This is a genomic window from Vibrio sp. 1151_11 (assembly GCF_029478525.1).
GTDB lineage: Bacteria > Pseudomonadota > Gammaproteobacteria > Enterobacterales > Vibrionaceae > Vibrio > Vibrio anguillarum.
Window position 1 is genome coordinate 63,885 of record NZ_SHMN01000008.1, and the last position, 23,982, is coordinate 87,866.

15 protein-coding genes are annotated in these 23,982 nt (G+C 45.7%); 4 read left to right on the forward strand and 11 right to left on the reverse strand.

Annotation, left to right across the window (positions count from 1 at the left end):
- The first annotated feature begins 18 nt into the window (after positions 1 to 18).
- From EXZ60_RS08175 to EXZ60_RS08190, 4 genes are all read left to right on the forward strand, one after another.
- The gene (locus EXZ60_RS08175; RefSeq protein WP_026027365.1) at positions 19 to 1,248 is read left to right on the forward strand and encodes an ammonium transporter; all 1,230 of its coding nucleotides are present in this window, start codon (positions 19 to 21) and stop codon (positions 1,246 to 1,248) included.
- Between the two features lie 140 nt (positions 1,249 to 1,388).
- The gene (locus tag EXZ60_RS08180) at positions 1,389 to 2,402 is read left to right on the forward strand and encodes a Fe(3+) ABC transporter substrate-binding protein (RefSeq protein WP_277435536.1); all 1,014 of its coding nucleotides are present in this window, start codon (positions 1,389 to 1,391) and stop codon (positions 2,400 to 2,402) included.
- Between the two features lie 100 nt (positions 2,403 to 2,502).
- On the forward strand, positions 2,503 to 4,128 hold the full coding sequence (locus EXZ60_RS08185; protein WP_096036011.1) for an iron ABC transporter permease: 1,626 nt from the start codon (positions 2,503 to 2,505) through the stop codon (positions 4,126 to 4,128).
- Entirely contained in the window at positions 4,128 to 5,156 is a 1,029-nt protein-coding gene (locus EXZ60_RS08190) for an ABC transporter ATP-binding protein (protein WP_277435537.1), read from the forward strand. The genes EXZ60_RS08185 and EXZ60_RS08190 overlap by 1 nt, the downstream gene beginning before the upstream one ends.
- 106 nt (positions 5,157 to 5,262) lie before the next feature.
- On the opposite strand, the gene EXZ60_RS08195 is transcribed toward EXZ60_RS08190, so the two are convergent.
- The 11 genes from EXZ60_RS08195 to EXZ60_RS08245 form a co-directional block, all read right to left on the reverse strand.
- Complete coding sequence (locus tag EXZ60_RS08195; protein ID WP_013857648.1) at positions 5,263 to 6,675, reverse strand: phosphoglucomutase/phosphomannomutase family protein; 1,413 nt, start codon at positions 6,673 to 6,675, stop codon at positions 5,263 to 5,265.
- A gap of 62 nt (positions 6,676 to 6,737) precedes the next feature.
- Positions 6,738 to 9,143, reverse strand: a complete 2,406-nt coding sequence (locus EXZ60_RS08200) for a N,N'-diacetylchitobiose phosphorylase (protein WP_277435538.1) — start codon at positions 9,141 to 9,143, stop codon at positions 6,738 to 6,740.
- Positions 9,144 to 9,236: 93 nt separating this feature from the next.
- A complete protein-coding gene (locus EXZ60_RS08205; RefSeq protein ID WP_277435539.1) occupies positions 9,237 to 11,150 on the reverse strand; it encodes a family 20 glycosylhydrolase in 1,914 nt (637 codons plus the stop codon).
- A gap of 9 nt (positions 11,151 to 11,159) precedes the next feature.
- Positions 11,160 to 12,035, reverse strand: coding sequence for an N-acetylglucosamine kinase (locus EXZ60_RS08210; protein WP_064624438.1), 876 nt, complete (start codon positions 12,033 to 12,035; stop codon positions 11,160 to 11,162).
- The gene (locus tag EXZ60_RS08215) at positions 12,032 to 13,759 is read right to left on the reverse strand and encodes a glycoside hydrolase family 9 protein (RefSeq protein WP_277435540.1); all 1,728 of its coding nucleotides are present in this window, start codon (positions 13,757 to 13,759) and stop codon (positions 12,032 to 12,034) included. The genes EXZ60_RS08210 and EXZ60_RS08215 overlap by 4 nt, the downstream gene beginning before the upstream one ends.
- Positions 13,760 to 13,908: 149 nt before the next feature.
- Positions 13,909 to 14,901, reverse strand: a complete 993-nt coding sequence (locus EXZ60_RS08220) for an ABC transporter ATP-binding protein (RefSeq protein ID WP_013857643.1) — start codon at positions 14,899 to 14,901, stop codon at positions 13,909 to 13,911.
- A gap of 37 nt (positions 14,902 to 14,938) precedes the next feature.
- The gene (locus EXZ60_RS08225) at positions 14,939 to 15,922 is read right to left on the reverse strand and encodes an ABC transporter ATP-binding protein (RefSeq protein WP_013857642.1); all 984 of its coding nucleotides are present in this window, start codon (positions 15,920 to 15,922) and stop codon (positions 14,939 to 14,941) included.
- 2 nt (positions 15,923 to 15,924) lie between these two features.
- The gene (locus tag EXZ60_RS08230; RefSeq protein WP_013857641.1) at positions 15,925 to 16,950 is read right to left on the reverse strand and encodes an ABC transporter permease; all 1,026 of its coding nucleotides are present in this window, start codon (positions 16,948 to 16,950) and stop codon (positions 15,925 to 15,927) included.
- A 2-nt stretch (positions 16,951 to 16,952) separates the two neighbouring features.
- Positions 16,953 to 17,939, reverse strand: a complete 987-nt coding sequence (locus EXZ60_RS08235) for an ABC transporter permease (RefSeq protein WP_277435541.1) — start codon at positions 17,937 to 17,939, stop codon at positions 16,953 to 16,955.
- A 166-nt stretch (positions 17,940 to 18,105) separates the two neighbouring features.
- Complete coding sequence (locus EXZ60_RS08240) at positions 18,106 to 19,776, reverse strand: ABC transporter substrate-binding protein (RefSeq protein ID WP_013857639.1); 1,671 nt, start codon at positions 19,774 to 19,776, stop codon at positions 18,106 to 18,108.
- Positions 19,777 to 20,520: 744 nt separating this feature from the next.
- Positions 20,521 to 23,913: a response regulator gene (locus EXZ60_RS08245; protein WP_277435553.1), complete on the reverse strand. Its 3,393-nt coding sequence runs from the start codon at positions 23,911 to 23,913 to the stop codon at positions 20,521 to 20,523.
- Positions 23,914 to 23,982 lie beyond the last annotated feature (69 nt).

The window sequence follows — 23,982 nt, forward strand, 5'->3', positions numbered from 1 at the left end:
GGATTGGAGATAACCATTATGGAATTAGCAGCAACGGTAACAGAGCTACGTTACGCACTCGATACGTTTTTTTTCTTAATTTCGGGTGCGTTGGTCATGTGGATGGCAGCTGGCTTTGCCATGTTAGAAGCGGGTTTAGTCCGTTCTAAAAACACCACTGAAATTTTAACCAAAAACTTTTGTTTGTACGCGATTGCCTGTACCACGTATTTAGTGGTTGGTTACAACATTATGTATGTTGATAACGCAGAAGCAGGCTGGCTGCCTTCATTCGGCTCCTTGATAGGTAGCCAAGCAGAAGGCGCGGATCACTCCCTTGAATCAGACTTTTTCTTCCAAGTGGTGTTTGTGGCAACCGCGATGTCGGTGGTTTCTGGCGCTGTCGCTGAGCGAATGAAATTGTGGTCGTTCCTTATTTTTTCCGTCGTTTTGACCGCATTCATTTACCCAATGGAAGGCTATTGGACTTGGGGCGGTGGCTTTCTTTCTGCTGCCGGTTTCAGTGATTTTGCAGGCTCTGGTATTGTTCACTTAGCGGGTGCATCGGCGGCGCTAGCTGGGGTCATCTTGTTGGGAGCACGTAAAGGTAAATACGGTAAAAATGGTGAAATTTACCCTATTCCGGGCTCCAACATGCCACTTGCGACTTTGGGTACATTTATCCTGTGGTTTGGCTGGTTTGGTTTTAACGGTGGTTCACAATTAATGCTGTCTGATTTTGAAAACGCGACAGCGGTGGGTCAGATCTTCCTCAACACCAATGCCGCTGCAGCAGCGGGTTCTATCGCGGCTCTATTAGTGTGTAAAACCACTTGGGGTAAAGCGGATCTAACCATGGTACTCAACGGTGCGTTGGCCGGGTTAGTCGCGATTACTGCTGATCCTCTCTCTCCATCACCACTGTATGCGGTAGCAATTGGTGCCGTAGCGGGTGTGTTGGTGGTGTTTAGCATTATTGCCCTTGATAAAGTGAAAATTGACGATCCTGTCGGCGCAATTTCAGTACATGGCGTATGTGGTTTGTTCGGTTTAATGGTTGTGCCAATCAGCAATACTGATGCGACTTTTGGCGCTCAACTACTTGGAGCCGCAGTGATTTTCGCTTGGGTATTTGGTGCAAGTCTTGTGGTTTGGGGCATCCTTAAGGCAACGATAGGCATTCGAGTTTCGGAAGAAGAAGAGTTAGAAGGGATGGATATGCACGACTGTGGGGTGGGGGCCTACCCAGAATTTGTCACAATAAAGTAATATTTCCTTACAGATAACCTACCTAAAAACCTGCCGATTAAGGCAGGTTTTTTTATTGATTGAATTGTTTTTCAATCCATCATCAATATAATAACGAAACTGATAAACATTATCATTACCAATTTTAAAGGGAACTAGAAATGAAGAAACTGCTTACTCTTTCTGCTATAGCATGTAGTGTTATTGCTCCGAGCGCGATGGCGGCAGATGAGGTCAACGTTTACTCATACCGCCAACCATTTTTGATTGAGCCGATGTTTAAAGAGTTCACTCAACAAACGGGCATTAAAGTGAATGTGAAGTTTGCGAAAGAAGGGATTGCTGAGAAATTGGTACAAGAGGGTGAGTACAGCCCTGCTGACGTGATTTTAACCTCAGAATTTAGCCGTCTTTTTGAGTTATCTGAAAAAGGTTTAGTCCAAGCGGTGGATAACAAAACCATTGAAACTAACATTCCTGCCCAATATCGCGATAGCGCAGATGAGTGGTTTGCACTAACAATACGTACCCGTAGCGTCTACTCATCACGCGATCGCGTAGGCAAGCTGGGTGATGACTTCAACTACGCTGACCTCGCGAAGCCTGAATTTAAAGGCAAAATCTGTACTCGTAGTGGTAAGCACCCTTACAACGTGGCGCTGGTTGCATCCATGATTGCAGAGCAAGGCGAAGCGAGCACTAAAGTTTGGCTTGAAGGTGTCAAAGCAAATTTAGCACGTAAGCCTCAAGGTAATGATCGTGACCAAGTTAAAGCGATTAAAGAAGGTTTGTGTGATGTCTCATTGGGTAATAGCTATTATTTAGGGAAAATGTTAGCTGATGAGAAGCAAAAATCATGGGCTGAAGCCGTCTACATCAACTTCCCAGGTCAGAATGCGCAAGGCACGCATGTTAACGTGAGTGGTATGGCGATGGCGAAGTACGCGCCTAACAAAGAAAACGCAGTTAAGCTGATGGAGTTTTTGACCAGCGATAAAGCACAGCACATGTACGCTGACGTCAACTTTGAATACCCAGTAAAAGCAGGTGTTGAGCGTTCTGCACTAGTCGCTTCATGGGGTGATTTTAAAGCGGATCCACTGCCGCTCGAAAAAATTGCCGACAATCATGCCGCGGCAATTAAGCTGCTTGATGAAGTGAAATTTGACCTTTAATCGGTTCTAGGGGTATAACAGTGCCCCTATTCTATTGAAGGGGCATGAGATGTATTTGCAAACGCATTTATGTGTCAGTAAGCCTTATTGTAATTAGGCAATGAAAGAAAAAAATACATTATGGAAAACCAGTAGTGCCAGTGTCACTGTGCTACTGGTTTTGCCGATCTTAGCCATCTTTATTACCGCTGCGGGACAAAGTGATGAGGTTTTTTCTCATCTCATGTCAACAGTGATGCCCACCTATACCTTTAATACCGTCGTATTAACGTTCAGTGTGATGGGGCTTTCTTTGCTATTTGGCATTCCCACTGCTTGGTTAATGGCGATGTGTAAGCTGCCTACCGAACGCATTTTACAATGGGCTTTGGTGTTACCACTTGCGATGCCCGGCTATATTATCGGTTACATCTTTACCGGTTGGTTTGACTACGCAGGCCCAGTGCAAGTGTTACTTAGAGATCTTACTGGCTGGGGCGCAGGTGATTACTGGTTTCCCGACATTCGCAGTTTGGGCGGGGCAAGCATTGTGCTTGCGCTGGTGCTTTATCCATATGTTTACCTACTGTGCCGTGCAGCATTCATGGAACAAAACGTCTCCTTATTGCAATCCGCTCGTCTATTAAAATGCTCTCCGTGGCAGAGTTTTCGTCTGATTTCACTACCGCTTGCACGGCCCGCGATGGCGGTTGGCCTCTCCTTAGTGGCGATGGAAACGGTGGGTGATTTTGGTACGGTGAGTTACTTTGCCGTTAATACCCTAACGACTGCGGTGTATGACACTTGGCTCGGTTATTCTAATTTGAATGCGGCAGCGAAAATATCCGCCATCATGTTGGTGATTGTATTATTACTGCTGAGCGCAGAGCGCTATAGCCGTCGTAAACAGAAATTATTTCAAAGCCAATTTAACAGCCATGAAGATTTTCGCTATCAGTTGCAAGGGTGGAAAAAATGGGCCGCTTTGTGTTGGTGTTGGGGGCTAGTTGCGCTCGCGTTTCTTCTGCCTTTATTGCAGTTGGTCTCATTCGCTTATCACTATTTTGCGAAAAGTTGGACTTCGGAGTTCCAAGACTTTGCGATCAATAGCTTAACGGTTTCGTTGACGACAGCGCTGGTGGCGGTGTTGATTGCTTTGGTCGTGAATTTTTGCCATCGGTTGAACGCCAACGGGGTGACTTTAGCGTTTATGCGCTTGTCTTCTATGGGTTATGCGGTTCCCGGAACCGTGCTAGCGATTGGTGTGATGGTTCCGGTACTGTTTATGGATCATTGGGTCAATGATGTTGCTAAAGCGATGCAATGGGGGCGACCGGGTCTTATCTTTTCTGGTTCGATGTTTGCTATTATTTTTGCTTTAGTGGTGCGTTTTTCTGCCGTGGCGATTGGTAGCATAGAAAGTAGTCTTAATAAAGTCTCACCTTCTTTGGATATGGCGGCTCGAACTATGGGTTATCGATCGAACGCTATGTTGTGGCGAGTTCATCTGCCATTGATCCGCCGTGGTACGCTGATCGCTGGGTTGTTGGTGTTTATTGAGTCAATGAAAGAGCTGAATGCCGCTTTATTATTGCGTCCGTTCAATTTCGAAACCTTGGCGACCTATGTTTATAACTACGCATCGGATGAACAATTAGAAGTGGCTGCTTTGCCTGCGATACTCTTGGTTGCGGTTGGTTTAATTCCGCTTATCGTTGTTAACCGTTCACTGGAGCAAAATCACTGATGAGTTGTGCGCTGTCTATCCATGATTTGACTTGCAAATATGAAAACCAAACGGTTTTACAATCACTGTCGCTGGAAGTCAAACAGGGAGAAATCGTCTGTTTATTAGGAGCAAGTGGTTGTGGGAAAACGACCTTATTGAAAGCTATTGCGGGTTTGCTGCCGCTTAGCTCTGGGGTGATGAGCCTTAATTGTGTAACGATTGATGATGGTCAACATTGGTTGCCACCGGAAGCGCGAAACATAGGGATGATTTTCCAAGATTATGCGCTATTTCCTCACTTAACTGTTGCGGAAAATATCGCGTTTGGATTGCGTCAACTCTCTCAAACCGAGTGTAAAGCGAAAGTCGAAGAGATGTTGTCATTAGTGCATTTGGTGGGGCTGGGAAATCGTTATCCTCATCAACTATCGGGTGGGCAGCAGCAGCGAGTGGCGATTGCTCGCTCCTTAGCGTATAAACCGGATCTACTGCTGCTTGATGAGCCGTTTTCCAACATCGATACCCAAGTTCGCCATGAGTTGATCGGTGAAATTCGCAACATTTTTAAAAAGCAGGGTGTGACGGCTATTTTTGTGACCCATAGCCGCGAAGAAGCTTTTGCTTTTGCTGATAAAATGGCGGTAATGAACCACGGTGTGATTGAGCAATATGGCACCGCATCAGAGCTGTACTACCAACCGTCGAGTAAATTTGTGGCCGATTTCTTAGGTGGTGGAAGTTATTTAAGCGCCAAACGAATTTCAGAATGGCAATTTGAGACCGATTTAGGTGTGGTTGAGGCCAAAGCTCAGCAACCCATTGAGCTTGAAGCCAAATGCGAATTACTACTGCGGCCACAACACATTCAAATTAGTGCGCAGCAAGAGAGCAAAGTCCGCGTGTTAGAGCAGCAATTCATGGGCGATCACTGCCGTTATGTGATTGATGCGTATGGCAGTAAGTTGCTGGCGAGTTCTTCACAGCCGTTGAGCGTTGGGCAAAATGTTGCAGTCAGCATTGATACGCAAGGTGTGTTGGCTTTTTAAAAAAAGCCCGGCATGACGCCGGGCAAGTGTTCTTCATCGATATACCTACAACCTCTTCATACTGTGCGGGTATAGCGACTCAAATTTGAGTCGAAGTGGGTAAAAGCTATAACGATAGAAAATCTTTCACCTGTTGAAGAACACGTTCTGCAGTGTCTTTATCCGCCATTTCAGCAAAAATGCGTAGCAATGGTTCAGTGCCAGAGAAACGAGCAATAACCCAGCCGCCGTTTTTAAAGTAGACTTTGGCTCCGTCTTCGTAACTGACTTTCTCAATCTCATACTCAAATTGAGGCAACTGTTTCTCAACGTAGATTTTGTTATACAACGACTCTTTTTGTGCGGCCTTAAATTTGCAGTCACCTTCTGCGGTGTAGGCGTAACCGTATTTCGCGTAAATTTCCCCCAGTAATTCGGAGAGTTTTTTACCTGTCACGCTGATCATTTCAACCAACAAACTCGATGCAAAAACCCCATCTTTACCTTTGATGTGTCCACGAATGGTTAAACCGCCGGAGCTCTCACCACCAATTAGTGAATCATCCGCTTCCATTTGTGAGCTGATGTGCTTAAAGCCAACGGGGACTTCAAAACTTTTCTCATCGTGGTCAGCGGCAATTTTATCCAGTAGGTGGGTGGTGGCGATGTTACGCACCACGGATCCTTTCCAGCCCTTATATTCAAGCAGGTAGTAGTAAAGCAGGATCAGTACTTCATTAGGATGGATGAAGTTGCCTTTCTCATCAATAATACCAAGTCGGTCTGCATCACCGTCGGTACCTATCCCAATATCGTAACCTTCTGCGGCCACTAAATGTTTGAGACGATAAAGAGTCGCTGCATTAGGGGAAGGCATTAAACCGCCAAAATCGGGGTTTTTGCCATCATTGATCACATCCACATCGCAGCGGCCATTGATCAGAACCGTCTGCAATGCATTTTTCGCGACGCCAAACATAGGGTCAATCAACACACGTAGGTTGGCTTTTTTGATCGCTTCAATATCGATAAAGTTGATGATTGAATCGACAAATTCATTCATTGGGTTGATGATGACAATCGATTTATCTTGCAGCGCTTGTTCAAATTCGACGTGTTTTACATCGGCAAGCGTCAGTGACGCGATTTGTTGTTCAATTTTTTGCGTGATCACCTCATCAGCGTCTCGTCCACCTTCAATGAACACTTTGATGCCGTTGTAGTCCGCAGGGTTGTGGGATGCCGTAATACACGCCGAATAGGCGCAATTCATCTCTTTGGCCTTGAACATCACAATAGGGGTAGGAACAAACTTATCGATAAAACTTACCACCACGCCATTCGCTGCTAAGACTTGCGCGAACCAACGTGCGGCTTTGTCAGAAAGAAAGCGGCGGTCGTAGCCGATAACGAACCCGTTGTTAGCCACATTTTCGTGGTTAATGATGTTGGCAAGTGATTGAGCCACTAGACAGACGTTGTCTTTGGTAAACTCTTCACCAATAAAGGCGCGCCAGCCACCTGTACCAAATTTGATCATAATAAAATCCTTGTGGGACGAATGTTGAGCCTCAGCTCCTTCGCGCTGAGGCTCAAATCGTGTTAACCGAGAATAACCACTACATCGTTGACACTGCCTTGTGCCATGACAGGAATCACGCCTTCTACTGCTTCGCCATTCACTGTGATTGTTTTCACCCCTTTACTGACGGAGTTCGGGTTTTGCACTGTGATGTTGTAAGTCGCGCCGCGCCATTGGCGAGTGACTTCAAAACCAGGCCAATTGGTAGGAATGCATGGGTCAACGACTAGGCCATCAAAACCGACACGAACACCCAAAATGAAGTTGGTGACGGCAAAGTAGGCCCAACCAGACGTACCTGTTAACCATGGATGGTTTGCACGGCCGTGATCTTGGTGATCTCGTCCCATAATGAACTGCACGTATGAGTAAGGTTCGGCAACGCGCTTTTCAATGATGTCGTTTTGGTTATAAGGGTTTAATGCGTCGTAGAACTTCATGGCTCGATCACCACGGCCAAGCTTCGTTTCTGCAACCCATGCCCAAGGGTTTGGATGTGAGAAAATAGCGCCATTTTCTTTAACACCTTGATAAACACGAGTAACGAAACCGATGTCATCATTAGGGGTTGAGAAGGAAGGTGCGTTCAGATGTAGACCGTATTCGGAGAATAGATTCTCATCAACGGCATCCATCGCTTTTTCACCACGCTCTTGCGACACTGCGCCCGATAAGACGGCGAGTGTGTTTGATTCAAGGTGAACTCGACCTTCAGTTTGCTGAGCGGTTCCTATCTTGTCGCCATTTTTCGTCAGGCCACGGATATACCAGCCACCTTCTTCATCCCAAAGGTGAGTTTCACAAGCTTCACGTACGTTCGCCGCCATTTCGGTATATTTCGCAACATCCTCTGCATTGTCACGGTATTTTGCAAGGTCGATAAACTCTTGCAGCGCCCAAAAGTGAAGGAAAGAAACCATAGATGATTCGCCACCACCTAAGTTCAAGCAGTCGTTCCAGTCAGCGCGTAAGCCTTTGCAGATACCTGTTTGCCCCACGTATTCTGCCGAGAAGTTAAGCGCCGCCTTCATGTGTTCGTAAACCGTTGCATTGCCACCATCGGCGTAAGGGATCACTTCATCAAAGAAGGATGTTTCACCCGTTTCCATCACGTATTTACAGATGGTTGGAACGAGCCAGAGATGATCGTCAGAACACGTATCTTCAATGCCGTGGATCTTATCTTCATCACTTGGTGTTGGTACAATGGTTGGCGATTTTGATGGTTTGACATCCACTTTTTCTGGATCAAACCAGTCAGGATCAAATAGGTGTAGGCCATAGCCCGCTTTGACTTGACCACGAAGCAGATCAACCAAGCGTTTACGGGTCATCTTCGGGTTTGCGTGCGGTACTGAAATGGCATCTTGCGCCGTATCACGGTAACCAAGGCCAGTACGACCGCCCACTTCAATGAAAGAGGCAAAGCGAGACCACACCACACACGTTTCCGCTTGATAAAGCGTCCAAGTGTTGATCATGGTATCAAGGCCTTCATTCGGTGATTTTACTTGGAATTTCGCACAACGTTCATCCCAATGCGCTTTGATCCCAGCAAAAGCGGCATCGACATTAGCCAAGTCTTGGTACTTAGCACGCAAACGCGCGCCATTGCCTTTACCAATTCCCAAAATATAAGCAAAGCGAACTTCTTCACCCGGTTGGATCACAAATTGTTTGTGCAGCGAACCGCAATGGTTGTAGCAGGTTTGCGCGCTGTTCGAGCAGTGACCACGTTCTACTGCAATTGGATTGGCTTCGTCACGATACAAGCCGAGGAAGGTATCGCGTTGTCCATCATAAGAATCTGGATCAAACGTCGAGGCTAAGTAGTAAAAGCCTTCGAAATCATTGGTGTTGTAGTAAAGATCGTACTCAATCACACCCGCGTGATAAGCGGTACCTGCAGAGTAAAGCGACATCTGATGGTTTTGGTTATCGGATTGAATGTGACTAAAAGAGAATTCAACAAACGAAAAAGCGCTGATAGTGCGAGTCTCTGTGGAATCGTTTTTAATGACGACATCCCAAATTTCAGCATCTTCGCCTTTCGGTACAAAGAGAGTTTTAGTGGCAGTAATGCCGCTGTATTCACATTTGAATTTGGAGTAAGAGAGGCCGTGGCGGACTTCATACTTCGCTTCTTCTAAGCTTTTTGCTACGGGTTGCCAAGAAATAGACCAATAGTCGCCAGTTGCATCGTCACGTAAGTAAACATAGTGCCCCGGGCGATCAAAAGAAGCGTTCGGACGAAATTTGGTAACACGGTTATATTCTGGTGAATTGTAAAAAGAGTAACCGCCCGCGTTATGAGAGATCACGGTGCAGAATTTTTCTGTCCCTAAGTAGTTGGTCCAAGGCGCTGGAACGTCAGGGCGTGTGATGACATATTCACGATTGTCGTTATCGAAATAGCCGTATTTCATTGTCATTTCCTTTTAAACAAACTGCGTCTTTTGCAGCCAAAAATTATGCTAGAGAAAACCAAGGAGAGGTAATGCCGACTCCAAGTGTTGTGTTTATTTCCATGGTGCTCGGTAACGGATGCCTTGCTTGTCCAACATCGGCAGATGTCCTTTGAGCCGTGACAGATAATCTTGCCAATCACGATGCACTTTATGAGTCCATCCTGCTTCGGCGAGTGCAGTTAAGCGTGGGTAAATCATGTATTCCATACGCTGTGGGTTATTGATTAATTCACACCATAAAGCGCACTGAATACCGAGAATTCGCTTACGGAGTGGATCGTTTTCGGGCACTTCGGCTAAAGGTTCATAGCGATAGGCTTTTTCTAATGGGGTAACACCTGCCCAGTCAACGCCCGGTTCTTCTGGCGCATAATCTTGAGCAATATCCAGATACGTGTACTGACCGGGTTGTAAAATCACATCAAACCCCTGTTTGGCACAGTTCAATGCCGCCGCTTCAGAAAGCCAAGAGTAGATAACGGTATCTTTACTGACCTTATTGCCATGATGTGCTTCTTCCCAGCCGACCATGCGTTTGCCAAGCGTACGCAGTTTTTGTTCGGCATAACGCAATAAGTGTCCTTGTAATTCTTTGGCCTCGGTATAGCCATTATCAGCCATCAGTTGTTGACATTTAGGGCTGTTAATCCAGACCCCATCGGGCACTTCGTCAGCACCAATATGGATAAAGGGGGATGGAAATAGCTCAGAGACTTCTTGCAAGACGATATCTAAGAACTCATACGTTCCTTCAAGGGCGGGGGAGAGGACGTTATCGTTATAATATTGAATGCTGCGATAGTGTGATTGATCCTCTTTATCGGCCAGCAAATGAGGCAGAGATTTGATCGCGGCGCGGCAATGTCCGGGAACATCAATTTCAGGGATCACTGTGATACCACGCTCTTGAGCGTATGCGATAACCTCTTTGATCTCTTGTTGTGTATAGAAACCACCGTGGCGCTGCGTTAACAAGCTGTATTGAGGTTCGAGCACTTCATCAACCCCTCGCCATGCACCGATGTCGGTGAGTTGTGGCAGTGCTTTAATTTCGATACGCCATCCTTCGTCATCGGTCAAATGCCAATGGAACGTATTGAATTTGTAATGCGCTAATTGGTTAATAAGCCACTTAACTGTCTCGATTCCATGAAAATGGCGCGCACAATCGAGCATCATGCCTCGGTACTTAAAGCGTGGCGCATCACTGATTTTGACGCAGGGGACTAACCACGATTGATCTTGAACTTGAATCAACTGCAACAGGGTCGCGCTAGCATACATAAAGCCTTGATGGCCACTCGCCTCTAAGCGAATGCCGGTACGATCGACGTTGAGTTGATACGCGCCCTCGTCAAAGGTCGGGTTAGTGCGGTAGATAATATCAGCGCTGCCAATGGGTTTGGGCTGAAAATCAAATATACGGTTGAGTTCCTGTTGTAACCAAGTCGCAGCTTGCTCAGCGCATGTGGATTGCAAGGTAATCTGGCTCGAAGTCGTTAAGGTGCAATGCCCTGTGCCGGATTCAATCTTGTTTGGTAATGGAATGAGGCTGAGGCTCGCGGCTTCTGTTGTGGGTATTTCACTGCGCTCACGATAAGGCGAGGCGAGAGCAATCGGAGTTACGATCACATCATGACGTTCGATCGGTTGCTCACCATTGCATTGAACAAAAGCGTGCTTTACGCCATCAGTGTAAAAATGGAAAGGGGCGGTTTTGATGCTAAATTCACAGTAAAAATGTGAGTTTGCAGCAAGCACGGTCATATCTGGCGTTAATGAGCAGAAACTGCCTATTTGCACTACGTTGCCATGGGTGATGCTGTCTGGCTGAATGAAGCGATCAATCACAAAATGTAACGACCAGTCTTTTAGGTCTTGATCGCTTAAGTTATGGAACGTTAAACCAAAACGGCAAAATTGCTTCTGTTCTGAGAGTACCGCAAAGTCAATTCGATAGCTCATAGTGATTCCTTAATACAAATTATGCTCGGCTTTGCCGGCAAACATAATCGCGCCTTCGATAGCGTCGAATTGAGGTTGAACAATCCACTGTTGTACTGGTGGAGAAAGCCAATACAAGATACGCTCTGCAATGCTACCCATGAGGCAGATCCGCTTGGCTCCTTTGTTATGAAGAGCGACAAGAAACATTTCGATGTCTGCCGCAGTTTGTTTGAGAAGCTCGATCGCCAGCGCATCACCTTGTTGCGCTAGAGAAAAAATAACGGGAGAGAACTGGCCATAGTCGCGTGGGAGTGCGGTTTTTGACCATTCGACAATCTGATCAACATCGTGGTTAAAATGTTGCATCACATGAGCGCTTAATAATGAAGGCTCGCCGATACCATCTGCAATGAGCAACACGCGCTGGATTAGGCGTAACCCCATGATGGCACCGCTGCCTTGATCGGATATGGGAAACTCACGTCCACCGACCACATGCTGCTGCCCTGCGTGTAAAAATAGGCCACAAGAGCCCGTTCCCGCGATCATAATTGCGCCATCGTCGCCATTATGAGCACCAATACAGGCACCGTAAGCATCTGTGTTGAGCGTTAGTGAAGCAAAAGGATGTGTCTGAGACATAAACGCATGCCATGCGGATTTTTGTTCTGCACCAGCCAGAGCAAGACCCACGTGCATCTGAGCAAAATTCTCTTTCGTCAGCCCGCTTTGGTGCGCCGCTTGAGTAATTGCATCAATGATTGCCTGCATGGCAAGTTCCACACCCAATAAAATATTGGCGCTACCGCTTTTCGCTTCACCTAACAGCGCGCCTTGCTCGTTGCGGATGCGTGCGCGACATGATGTGCCGCCTCCATCAATACCGACATAATAAAAAGTCATGATTGCCTCTCTAAGTCTGGTGTTGAGAAGTGGCAAAACTGGGTTGTGATGGCCAGCAGATACCAAGCACCATGAGGAATCCATTGCTCAGCCCAACGCCAGTTTTGCATCATGTCATCCTTCTGTTTCGCTGGGTTAAAAGCGATATCTTCTTCATCTTCAAAACCGCCTGTAATGCCATTACACACTCCCCCTTTGGCGTTAAAAAAGCCTAAATGGGGTAGGTAGTCTGGATTGTTGCGACCGTGCCCATCGAGCATGCACATATCGTATGGATTTAATCCGATAATCCAGTTCAATGCATTTTGTGCAAAGCGGGTTAAAGGGGCATGCAGATCTGCGTTGACGAAGGCTTGGGCGCGATAAGCCATACACGCGAGCGATCCTAAACGCGCATTTTCGCCTTGCCACCAGTAGCCGGATTCATTGTCGTGAGCGACAAAAAATGCGCAGCGTTTGTCGCCATTCACAGGTTTTACATATTGGCGTGGGTAGCCAAATGGGTTACTGACTTGATGAGTGATGGTGAGCTCAAAGCGGCAAGCATTCTCAATCACTTGAACGACCGATTGTTTGCGGTGTTCTTCTGTTTCAATCTCGAGATATTCGCACAGTGCAATCACTGGTAGCCCAGCTTCGGCGGCGTGATAATAAGGACGAGTGGCATCACTATTGGCTGCCCAATAATGAGCGATGTTAGTGTCGCTGTGTTGATAAGCGCATAACCTTTGTGCCCAAAGACGACACTCAAGTAGATAATTTGCTTGATGAGTTGAGCGGTAGAGCTCAACCGATGCAAGCAGAGCGCAATAGGCATCAATGATGTTCTCTTGGCCATCGTCGAGATAGCGCGTGTTATTTTCTTTTAAATGCCAGTAACCATGCTCTGCCGCTGTTAAATAGTGTTCTGAGGTGAAATCACCGTGAACATCTAAACGTGCTGCCACCGCAAGAGCGGCAATCGCAATGCCTCCCCCTTGACGAAATCCGGCTTGATAATCGTCAGACTTGTGGCCTGATTGAGTGGTATAGGCGCAGATCTCTCGCTGCTTAATGTCCTTGCTCCATTTGTCAAAGACCGTTGTATAAAAGAACCCCTCGGAGTTTTGCATGCGGATCAGAAAATCAGCACCAAATAACGCCTCTTCCTTAAGGCGAGTGCGAGAAAATGCAGCAAAACTCGAGTGGTGTTCTAGTTGTGCCAATCCCTTTAGCATATTCCAAACCACCATTGGGGTTTGTTGAGGGTTTAAATAATTGGCGTAAGAAAGGTGACTCAGATACTTACTGACGTCACCGGAAGCGTCGAACCAGCCACCGTGTACATCGGCAGTGGTTGATGTACCAAGCAGTGGTACGAGCTTATCTTGCTGGTCGAAAATGCCACCACAACGTTGTGATTTGAAGTAGTGCAATACATCAGAAAACGTTTTTTTCATCAGTATCCCTTCACCAATTTCAAAAATAGGGGAGTGGGTATTTTCAAAACGCAGGTAATACTGTCCTGAAGTGGTGTATTGAGAAAAGTCGATCGTGTAAAAGCTACCTAAATGCCAATGTGCGACTTTAGCTTGTGGTTCAACAACGAAAGTCGACACCGTTTGATGGCTGTTTGCACAAACAAGCAGGGCGATATCGGAAGAAACACGGAGTGTGTTACTCATTAATATCGCCTGTTTTGGCCCTTGTGGCTCATAACCAATATGGTTAATCAGTAGCAGCATTAAACATCTCCAAGCCAGATCTTTGATTTCTTGCCAGCACTCAACCCGTCGGGGGGCGTGTGCTGACTTTGTTTTATATTTTTACCTAACGTATTGAAACCGATGAGGTTATGTCAGCGGCTTCAATCGCTTAGGGTGTGCGTTAGTGATTATTCAAATAAGTAACAACGAACAAAGTGGTTATCAGACAACTGAGTCACCGCTGGAAGTTGTTCACGACATTTGTCACTCGCCTGCATGCATCGACCAGCAAAAGGACAGCCTGTTGATACCGGAGTCCAAAGTGGAATTTCGCCTTTGTTCCCTTTGAGCTTCTCGTGTATCGATTTGCTAGGATCGGGCACAGCGGAAACCAATAGTTGAGTATATGGGTGCTGAGGATCGTGAATGATCTCTTCGGTATCGCCCCATTCCACCATATGTCCGACGTACATGACGGCTAAGTCTTCGGCGATGTAGCGTGCGGTGGCGATGTCGTGCGTGATATAAAGCAGCGACATCTGCTTTTCAAACTTCATCTCTTCCATCAGGTTGAGAACACCCGCACGAATCGACACATCCAACATGGAGGTTGGTTCATCAGCCAGTACAACTTCGGCACCAACCGCGATATTACGCGCTAAGTTGACACGTTGGCGCTGTCCACCAGACAACTGGTGCGGATATTTCGCGGCTGTTTCTTTTGGTGGAATAAGGCCGACTTGTTCCAGTAAATCGTGAACGCGTTCTTCTAACTCTCTCTTATTACCTGACGTCACTTTTTTATGGATAAGCAGTGGACGAGCAATATGATGAAAAATGGTATGAGTTGGGTTGAGTGAGCCAAACGGATCTTGCCATACCATCTGGACGCCTTCGCGATAGTGCATCAGGTCACTGCGTGAAGTGATGTCTAAAATATCGCGTCCTTTGTATTCAATTACACCGGATGTTGGGGCGTACATTTTGGCAATCATTTTAGCGGTTGTTGATTTGCCAGAGCCTGATTCACCCACGACAGCCAAGCCGCGGCTTTTGAACATTTTGAACGATACGTCGTTGATCGCTCGCATCATAGGTTGTTTTAGGGTGTTACTGTTGATTGGAAAATCTTTAACTAGATTTTTCCCCTCAACCAGTAATTCACCGAAATTTTTGCTCATAATTGTCTCCAGAAATTTTTGTAATACAGCTTGTGCTCTACAGTTTCACTTGAGCAATTGGGTCACCGTAAAGGTGGCAACTGGAGAAGCGTCCAAGCTCTATTTGGCGCAAACTCGTTGGAATTTTGGTGCAAGCTTCATGTACGCGATCGCAACGAGCTTGGAAACGACAACCTTGAGGTATATCCAATAAGTTCAACGGGTTACCTGGTATTCCAGTTAACTTCGTTTTAGGGCCTGTCAGTGGAGGGAAAGAACTACCCAGCCCTTTTGTGTAAGGGTGGAAAGGGCTTTCCAGAATCTGTTTAGAAGGAGCCACTTCAATTAATTCACCGGAATACATGATGCCAATTCGATCGGAGAACTCGACCATCAACGACAAATCATGGGTGATGAACAAGATAGAGAAGCCAAACTCTTCTTTCAGCGCATAGATTTTTTGCAATATTTCACGCTGGACAACCACATCAAGTGCCGTAGTGGGCTCATCCATAATGATCATTTTAGGATTGAGCGCGAGAGCAATTGCAATCACCAAGCGCTGACGCATACCCCCAGAGAATTGGTGTGGGTAATCGTTTAAGCGACTTGGGTGAATATCGACAATTTCTAACAAACCTTCAGCACGGCGTTTAGCTTGTTCACGAGTCATGTTGGTATGGCGCATGATCACGTCACAAAATTGTTCTTCCATCGTCAATACTGGGTTCAAAGCGTTCATCGCACTTTGAAACACCATCGACATTTGGCTCCAGCGAAAGGATTGCATGCGTTCATCGCTGTATTTAATGATATTTTCACCATTAAAAATCACTTCTCCGCCAGTAATAAACGCGGGCGGCTTATGCAGACGCATCAGTGAAAATGCGATAGTTGATTTACCACAGCCAGATTCACCAGCAAGGCCAAATACTTCGCCAGGTGCAATGTCAAAACTGACGTTGCTGCATGCTCGAACATCACCGGCGTCGGTGATGTAGTCAACGCATAGGTTACGGATTGAAATAAGTGGGTTTGTCATGATTATTTATCTCCGCTCCAAAGTGCATTTTGTGGTGGCAGGTCAGGCTGACGCTCTTTCTTGTCTTGCTCTGCGAGTTTTTTCCAACGCTTCATTCCTTTGTGTGAACGCAGTTGTGGGTTGGCAATTTCATCGACCGCAAAGTTCAGTAAAGCCAAACCAGTAACGAGCAGAGTCAAAGCAATACAAGGAGCAAGCAGTTCCCACCAAGCGCCAATCAGCATAGAAGAGGACGTTTGAACGTTGTACAACATGATGCCCCAACTGATGGTGTTTGGATCGCCAAGACCAAGGAAGGAGATGGTCGCTTCCATCATGATGGCGTACATCACTGAACCGATGAAGCTAGCGCCAACGATGGAGATGAGGTTAGGTAGAATCTCAACGAAAATGATGCGCCATGATGATTCACCCAAGACTTCCGCCGCTCTGACAAATTCTTTCTCACGCAGTGCGAGGGTTTGTGAGCGTACGACCCTAGCGCCCCAAGCCCAGGAGGTGCAGCCAATGATGAGTGCAATGGTTAATGGGCCGGCCTCTCCAATAAATGCCGCGACCACGAATAAAAGAGGATATTGCGGTATCACCAGCATGATATTCATAGCGGCGGTTAGAATGTCATCGACCTTACCGCCAAAGTAACCCGCAGAAACACCAATCACAGTCGCAAGAAAACAGACGGTCATTCCTGCGCCAAAACCCACGGCGAGTGAGACTCGTGCGCCATACACCACTTGTGACCAAACATCGCGTCCCATACGAGAGGTGCCTAGCACATGGTCTTCACCTTTTGAGAGTAGTAAGGTGCGGCGGTCAGTCGCCAAGTTTTCAGCAATCCAGCCATTCGGATCTGCTTTAGCGGCTTTGACGACGAACGATGGGTATTCGTGTGGATTTCCGGTACGTTTATCTGGCGCATGTTTGGTGATCAGTGGCGCAGCAAGGGCGATGAATAAAAATAGGCCCAAAATAATGACACCGACCATGGCAACGGTATTGCCGCGAATGAGTTTAATGAGATCTTTCATGATTATTTACCTCCCTTGCGTAGGCGAGGGTCTAGTACGACATAAAGCATGTCCGCCAACAGGTTAAAGAACAGCATAAAGAGCGTCATAATCAGTAGCTGCCCTTGCAGAACTTGGTAATCACGAGCGTTGATCGCATTAAATAAAACGGTACCAAGGCCAGGATAGTTAAAGATAATTTCAATGATGAGCTGACCACCGATAGCCATACCCAAAGACATTGATAGAGCGGTGACACTTGGCAATAAAGCATTACGAGCGGCGTACTGGAAAACCACACGGTTTTCGCTGAGCCCTTTCCCTTTCGCCATCGTGATGTAGTCTTCAGCGAGCAGGTTAATCATGTTGTTACGCATGTTGACGAGAAACCCACCGATTTGTACTAGAGACGCACAGACAAGAGGCAAGAAAGCGTGGTAAGCCACATCTTTAATGAATGTCCAATTTGTCCAATCTGGCATCGTACCAGCAGTGTAGGCATAACCCGTAGGGAACCATTGCAAGCCGATAGCAAAAGTAAACATAGCGATCATCGCAATAACCACTTGCGGAACGGCTTGTATAACCAACATCCCTGGGGTAATAAACGTATCGTAACGACTGCCTCGTTTCCATGCGGCAAAAATGCCCAGTAGAGAACCGATTGAGAACGAGATCACAACCGCAGTACCCGCTAGAAATAACGACCAACCAAATGCACTACCCAGTAATTCATTGACACTTAACGGATAGAACTTAATCGACGTGCCTAATTCCCAACTTAGAATGCTTTTTAAATAGGTCAAATACTGTACGGGTAACGGACCATCAACGAAACCGAGAAGCTGTTTCATCGCTTCGATTCGTTCTGGCGTTACTTGCGTTGTTGCGTTTGCGAACATCATGGTCACTGGGTCTCCAGGCATGGCTCGCGGAATAATGAAGTTCAATGTTGCTGCAACCAGCAACGCGATAAAATAAAATGACAAACGTCTTAAAAAATAACCCATAACTCACACCTTACTCACCCAGTTTTATCCTGTACCTGGTTTCAGGTCGCTCCTAGCGAAATTTAGAGCGAAAAATCCCCTAACGACGAGCGTTATACATTTGCTAGGTATTTAGGGGATTTTATTTAGCGGCGCACGAAGTACGCCGCAAGGAATGAACTTCTACTTACTTAACTGGTTTTAGGTCCAGTACGTGTAATAGACGCTCAGGGATACCAGCCCAAATGTTTGGACGACCCTTAGGATTTTCTTCGTTCCACCAGCCGCTAAAGCGTGCTGTGTTGTATTGGTACATGTAAGCACCTGACATTACAGGGATGGTCACTTGGTTTTCAGCAATGATTTTCTGAATTCCGTGAGCGATTTCTAGCTGCTCATTTTTATCCGCTGTTTTGTAGAAGCTGTCTAGCAAAGTATCTAGCTTGTCGTTTTTGTAGAAATGCATAGCAAAACGAGGCATACCTTCACCTTTCTGTAGTGCAGAGTTGTATGCACTGTTCCAGTATAGATGTGGATCCGCACCATGGAAGTAGTTGGTGTAAGCGACGTCATAAGTACCTTCAAGCATTGCTTGGTTATAAACCGCAAACTCTGGAGTACGAGCACGTGCTTTGATGCCTACTTCGGCAAGCTGTTCAACGGCAAGTTGTACTGTGTTGTTGAAGTCAGTCCAGCCATTTGGTGATTGAACAAGTAGCTCAAAAGATTTACCTGATGGAGTATCAACAAAACCGTCTTTGTTCACGTCTTTGAAGCCCGCTTTAGCAAGCAGTTTTTTCGCGCCTTCAACGTTGTACGTGTTGTAGCCTTTGTACTTATTGTGGATGTTTTCATCAGACCAAGCTTGGAATGCATAACCTAAGCCTGAAGCGAAGTCATTAACGGTACCGCCGCCATAGAAAGCGATATCGATAATAGTTTGACGGTCAAGAGCCATAGAGAATGCGCGACGGAAATCAACGTTGCTTAGCGCTTCATTTTTTACTGCATCTGGGTTTTTGAAGTTAACCATAAATGCTTGTGTGCCTGATGGCGGATACCAGTAGTGGTGGCTAGGGCTTGCAGCGGCATAAGTACGGTCAATATCTGGAACGAATGAAGAGGTCCAATCGAGTTCAGAGTTAACAATTTTACCTAGCAATTGGTCATTGTTTGCAATTTGAGGTACACGCAAACAGTCAACCTCAAGGTTTGCAGCATCCCAGTAATTCGGGTTACGACATTGGATGTATAGCTGTGGAGTGAAGGTGTCGATTTCAGTAAACGGACCAGTACCTACAGGGTTTTCGTTGGTGAAAGTCGCTGGATCTTTCACATCTTTCCATACATGTTCAGCAACGATAGGAACTAACGAGATTTCATAAGGTACGTTTGAGTTAGCTTCACTTAAACGGAAACGGATTTGGTAGTCGTTCAGTTTTTCTACGCTCGTTACCCACTTGTTGATACCGCGTTGGTCGAGTTCAGGTTTATTTTTCAATAAGCCATAAGAGAACACGACATCATCCGCTGTAAATGCTTGACCATCTGACCATTTAACACCTTTACGGATATCAAAAGTAACACTCATTAGGTCATCAGACATTTTAAAGCCTTCAGCCAAACGCATAACGGGTGTATTACCATGCATTTCGTTGAAGATGACCAGTGGTTCATAGATGAAATCAGTGGTCGTACGTAGGTTTGTTGCTAGATACGGGTTAAAGTTACGTACCATTGTAGGGTAGAAATCAGGTACGATCGTTAGCTCACTGCGTGCGGCTGCTGGAGCTGAAAGGCTCGCTGCGGCGGCGATTACTGCAGCGGCTAGCGCTGTTTTTTTAATATTGGCAAGCATAGCTGTTCCTTACTATTTGCTTTCATTTCACTAATGGATATGAATGTCATCAATTGATAAACACTCTCCAAGGCCTACCTCATTGCGTGTTAACAAACCGGAGGAGTTGGTCAACATGAGTGGCCTGTAGACCTTTGGCAGGAGTAAGAAGACACCTTGGAGAGAAAATTATCAATTTGAATTCCCGTTAAAAACGTCAATTTGTAGAAAGTGACCGTTATAAACGTCAATTTACCATCTTTGGTTTGATTTTTACTCTCATTTAGGTCAGTGATCTGCCTCTCATACTCAATTCGATTAACTTATGGTTGTAAGCGCTCGCTATCTTTTTGTGCCTTTATTTTTAATGTTTTTTTGTTTTTTTTGTATCATGAGATCTTGCTCACTTATAGTTTTATCGTTAATTTTTTTACTTAAATTAATTCTGCCGAATTGTTGTGATTCGGTTCGCAATCTGGATCTTTATTCATCTACAATTGAAAATCTGCTGGTGAAATTGCCTAGAAATCAGTTTTTACTTCCAATTTTTATCATCATTTTGCCTCTTTTTTTCTATTGAGAAGTAAGGTTTGTAATACGCAGTGAATAAGGCGCAGCAGAGTAATGGATGCTTGAGGTTAACATTGATTAAATTTAACTAGTCATCACTCTGGATGCATCAATGGGGTGGTTGTTCCGTTGATGGTCATGGAAATATAGTGATAAAAAAGCCTGCAGAGTGCAGGCTTAATGGTGTTGATGTACTTAGAGTGATGAGGTCAGTAGCTTTTGCAATTTATCGCGCTGCGCTTCGATGTGAGAGCGTTCAGGGCCGTGCTCCTGACAATGATCAAGAATGTAATCTAACGAATTAAGAACGGTACGCCAGCGAGGTGTTTTAGGCAGTGTCTCGATACGTAAGTACTTGTCTAGTGTCCGAGTCTGTAATGTGCTTCTATCGAGATACACTCGCCATAGCCCACTCTGCTCTGCAAAGGTAAACTTGCTTTGGTTACTGACCCGTTCCCAGTAATCTAAAGCACTGGTCATTGCTTCAACCAGTACTTCGCGCATTAAATCTTGCTTAGATTGACTCTCTCCCGATACTTTGTCGGCGATACGAGTGAACTCGCCACCGAGTTCTTTGAGCTGTTGCAGTTTTTCTTTATCGCCTTCAAATGCGTAACTGGATAGCGCTTCAATAGCGGTTTCAAGGTTATTGATGCGCGCTGCATTGATGTTTCCACCCACGTTAAAGATGTACATAGCCTGCAACCCAGAGCCATCCGGTAGTCGTAACACATCAGCAGACATATGCTGACGTGTATCTTCGACATAGATATCGATATTGCCGCAGTAATGCTCTTGCTCGACGACTAAGTATTTGGGAGCGATGAGTTCTTCCGCATTTGAGCGCTTTAGTTGTTCTTGGCTACGCTTAAATAACCGAGCAGCTGCTTCATTTGCAAAGCGGATTTTATGATCGTCTCGAATGCAAATAATCGCCTCAGGAGCAGATTCAAGTTGCTCTAGTAGGCGGCCTTGGGTTTCCAATAAACTGGCTTCTACCATGGCTCTATGCTTCAGCTCTTGTTGCAGTTGGTTGTTCTCAATACGTCTTTGTTCAGCTTTGCTGGCCGTTAAATGCGCCGTAATACGTGCAGCGAGCTCTTGCTTATTAAACGGCTTCGATAAGTAATCGTTCGCTCCCGCTGCAAAACCACGAACTCTATCGTCAGTTTGATTTAATGCGGTCAACATAATGATAGGTAGTTCGGCATGATCGTATGTTTCTCTTAACTTTTCACAGACTTGGTAGCCGCTTAATCCTGGCATCATAATGTCGAGCAGTAGAAGTTCCGGTTTTTCTTTTTCGACCGCGCTAATGACTTCATTGCCATCTTTAGCGGTGCGGACTTGATAGCCTTCTAAACGTAGGAAGCTGTCTAGGACACGCAGATTGACGGGTTCATCATCTGCTATCAGTAGCACTGGGCCTTCTTTATTTTCAGGCAGTGAATGCATTTCAGGCAGCTCAATGTCTGAAATGGTCGGAGATTGGAAATGGCCGGTTTCCATATAGCTTGTCGACTCAATTTCCGCTTTTGATGCTAATGGCAAGGTAAAGCTGAATGTTGTACCGACCATAGGTTGGCTACTGACATAAAGCGTTCCTTGCATCAATTCGATCAATTGACGGCTGATCGAAAGACCTAAACCAGCGCCTTGTCGATAACGACTGGCATCTTGCCCTGCTTGAATCAGTGGTTCAAAGATGTGTTCAAGTTGCTCTGCTGGAATGCCTTGTCCCGTATCGACAACTTGGACACGAATCTTGTCATCAACCACATTGGCTGAAATGACAATTTTCCCTTCAGTCGTATATTTAATGGCGTTTCCTACAAGGTTATAAAGCACTTGCTCTAATCGTTGTGGATCGGCAGAGACCCAAATGCATTCGTCAGGGATTTGGTTTATTACGCGAATGGGCTTTTTGTTGAGTAGATGGTTAGACAGCTCTAGCACTAAGCGTGTTGCGCCGGATAGATCAACAGCACACTGTTTGATATCCAAGCTGCCATAGCGCATCTTATGGTAATCGAGTAAGTCATCGACCAAGTTTGTCAGCCGTTGTCCACTGCTGATGATTATGCCCAATTGATAACGATGATCGGCGGTGATAGTTCCACTTGACCCAGAGATCAGTGCTTCTGCAATACCGACCATACCGTGCAGCGGTGTTCTTAATTCATGTGACGTTGTGGCTAGGAATTCATCTTTTAGTTTGTTAGCGAGATGCAACTCATCGTTCTGTTTGCGGATTAATTGAATGTTGCTTTCGAGCTCTTTATTTTGCGCCTTAATCAGCTGCATTTTTTCTCGGATTGAACGCTGCATACGCTCAAAACTCACTGCGAGTCGACCAATCTCATCTTTACGATCGGTATTGATAACATTTTCATCTAAATCCCCAGCTGAGACTTTTTCTGCCGCCCAAGTGAGCTTCAGTAGGGGAGAGGTAATAAAGTTAGAGAGATAATGTGAAGCGATGACGACTAAAATAATCGCGGTTAGCATGGCGAAAATAAATAATTTCTCAAGCTGATGAACTCGCGCATAAGCCTCTTTTTCTGGTATCTCTACCACCAAAGCCCAATTGATATTTTTGTTTGCAACAGGTGCATAGGCGGCAATGGTTTTCTCATTCAATGTATTAGTGTAAGTACCAACGGCACTCAATCCAGAAAGCGCAAGATTGATCACTTTTTGACTAGTCTCGATTTCTTGCTGCGTGTAAGAGAGTATTCGAGAATGATGATCTTGCCCGACGAGTAAAGTTCTTATTTGCGATGTCGCATTGGTGTCAGCAACGAGTTTTGTGATGCCATTGTTTGGTAGGCGGAACATGGCGTAGCTGTGCAGGTAGCCCTGCTGAATAATCGGCGCGCCAAGCCAAGCAACTGATTGCCCTTCTTGTGGTGAAAAGTCAGAAATAATGACTGGTGTATATTCTTCATTGGTTTTTCGTTGTTCGCTAACTTGCTGCTCTAACTGGCGGAATGTTTTACCCAGATTGCTATCTTTGTATTTTCCAGTCAGTAAATTCGTTCCATAGTTGCCGTGCTTATAAACGGAATAAACAACATCACCGCCGAGATCCACCAGTAAAATATCGTCAAAATCAGAACGTTTAAGCAGTTCTAAATACGCCCAATGATAGCGTTTATGCAGTAGGCGATACCGCTCACTGCCTACATAGCTACTCGATTGTGGCAATATTGACGTTTTTATCTGATCACCAGAGCCAGGAATATAACGCTGCTGGGCATGCTCACGAGCTTGATCAATATCCAGACCAAGTCTTTGGAACGCATTGACTAAGCCGTAAAAGCGCCCTCCACTGGCATAAGCTAACTCTGAACGAACAAACCCCATCACTTCTGATTCTTTGGCCGCGAGGTAATCGAGAACTTGCTGTTGCTTGGTGTCTCTGACTGACAATAAGTGAGACGTGCTTTGTTCTTGAAGATCTTTAGTGTGTGATTGCAGAAAAAAAATGGCAGTCACAGTTAAAGGCGTGATGCTCAAAACGAGAAAGGCCAGCATAAGAGTATTTTGCAGGCGCTTAAATTTTTGCTTACGAGAGAACCTAAACATAGAAAAAGGCATTACTTTCCGTGAGATTTTAACGGCATGAGGTAGCCGTTAAAGTGAATGAAAAAACAA

What these genes read in the sequence shown, in the direction of transcription:
- EXZ60_RS08235 (WP_277435541.1), bottom strand. Translation starts at nt 17,939, where the DNA reads ATGGGTTATTTTTTAAGACGTTTGTCATTTTATTTTATCGCGTTGCTG.
- EXZ60_RS08215 (WP_277435540.1), bottom strand. Translation starts at nt 13,759, where the DNA reads ATGCTGCTACTGATTAACCATATTGGTTATGAGCCACAAGGGCCAAAA.
- EXZ60_RS08230 (WP_013857641.1), bottom strand. Translation starts at nt 16,950, where the DNA reads ATGAAAGATCTCATTAAACTCATTCGCGGCAATACCGTTGCCATGGTC.
- EXZ60_RS08190 (WP_277435537.1), top strand. Translation starts at nt 4,128, where the DNA reads ATGAGTTGTGCGCTGTCTATCCATGATTTGACTTGCAAATATGAAAAC.
- EXZ60_RS08205 (WP_277435539.1), bottom strand. Translation starts at nt 11,150, where the DNA reads ATGAGCTATCGAATTGACTTTGCGGTACTCTCAGAACAGAAGCAATTT.
- EXZ60_RS08175 (WP_026027365.1), top strand. Translation starts at nt 19, where the DNA reads ATGGAATTAGCAGCAACGGTAACAGAGCTACGTTACGCACTCGATACG.
- EXZ60_RS08245 (WP_277435553.1), bottom strand. Translation starts at nt 23,913, where the DNA reads ATGTTTAGGTTCTCTCGTAAGCAAAAATTTAAGCGCCTGCAAAATACT.
- EXZ60_RS08225 (WP_013857642.1), bottom strand. Translation starts at nt 15,922, where the DNA reads ATGACAAACCCACTTATTTCAATCCGTAACCTATGCGTTGACTACATC.
- EXZ60_RS08200 (WP_277435538.1), bottom strand. Translation starts at nt 9,143, where the DNA reads ATGAAATACGGCTATTTCGATAACGACAATCGTGAATATGTCATCACA.
- EXZ60_RS08210 (WP_064624438.1), bottom strand. Translation starts at nt 12,035, where the DNA reads ATGACTTTTTATTATGTCGGTATTGATGGAGGCGGCACATCATGTCGC.
- EXZ60_RS08195 (WP_013857648.1), bottom strand. Translation starts at nt 6,675, where the DNA reads ATGATCAAATTTGGTACAGGTGGCTGGCGCGCCTTTATTGGTGAAGAG.
- EXZ60_RS08240 (WP_013857639.1), bottom strand. Translation starts at nt 19,776, where the DNA reads ATGCTTGCCAATATTAAAAAAACAGCGCTAGCCGCTGCAGTAATCGCC.
- EXZ60_RS08185 (WP_096036011.1), top strand. Translation starts at nt 2,503, where the DNA reads ATGAAAGAAAAAAATACATTATGGAAAACCAGTAGTGCCAGTGTCACT.
- EXZ60_RS08220 (WP_013857643.1), bottom strand. Translation starts at nt 14,901, where the DNA reads ATGAGCAAAAATTTCGGTGAATTACTGGTTGAGGGGAAAAATCTAGTT.
- EXZ60_RS08180 (WP_277435536.1), top strand. Translation starts at nt 1,389, where the DNA reads ATGAAGAAACTGCTTACTCTTTCTGCTATAGCATGTAGTGTTATTGCT.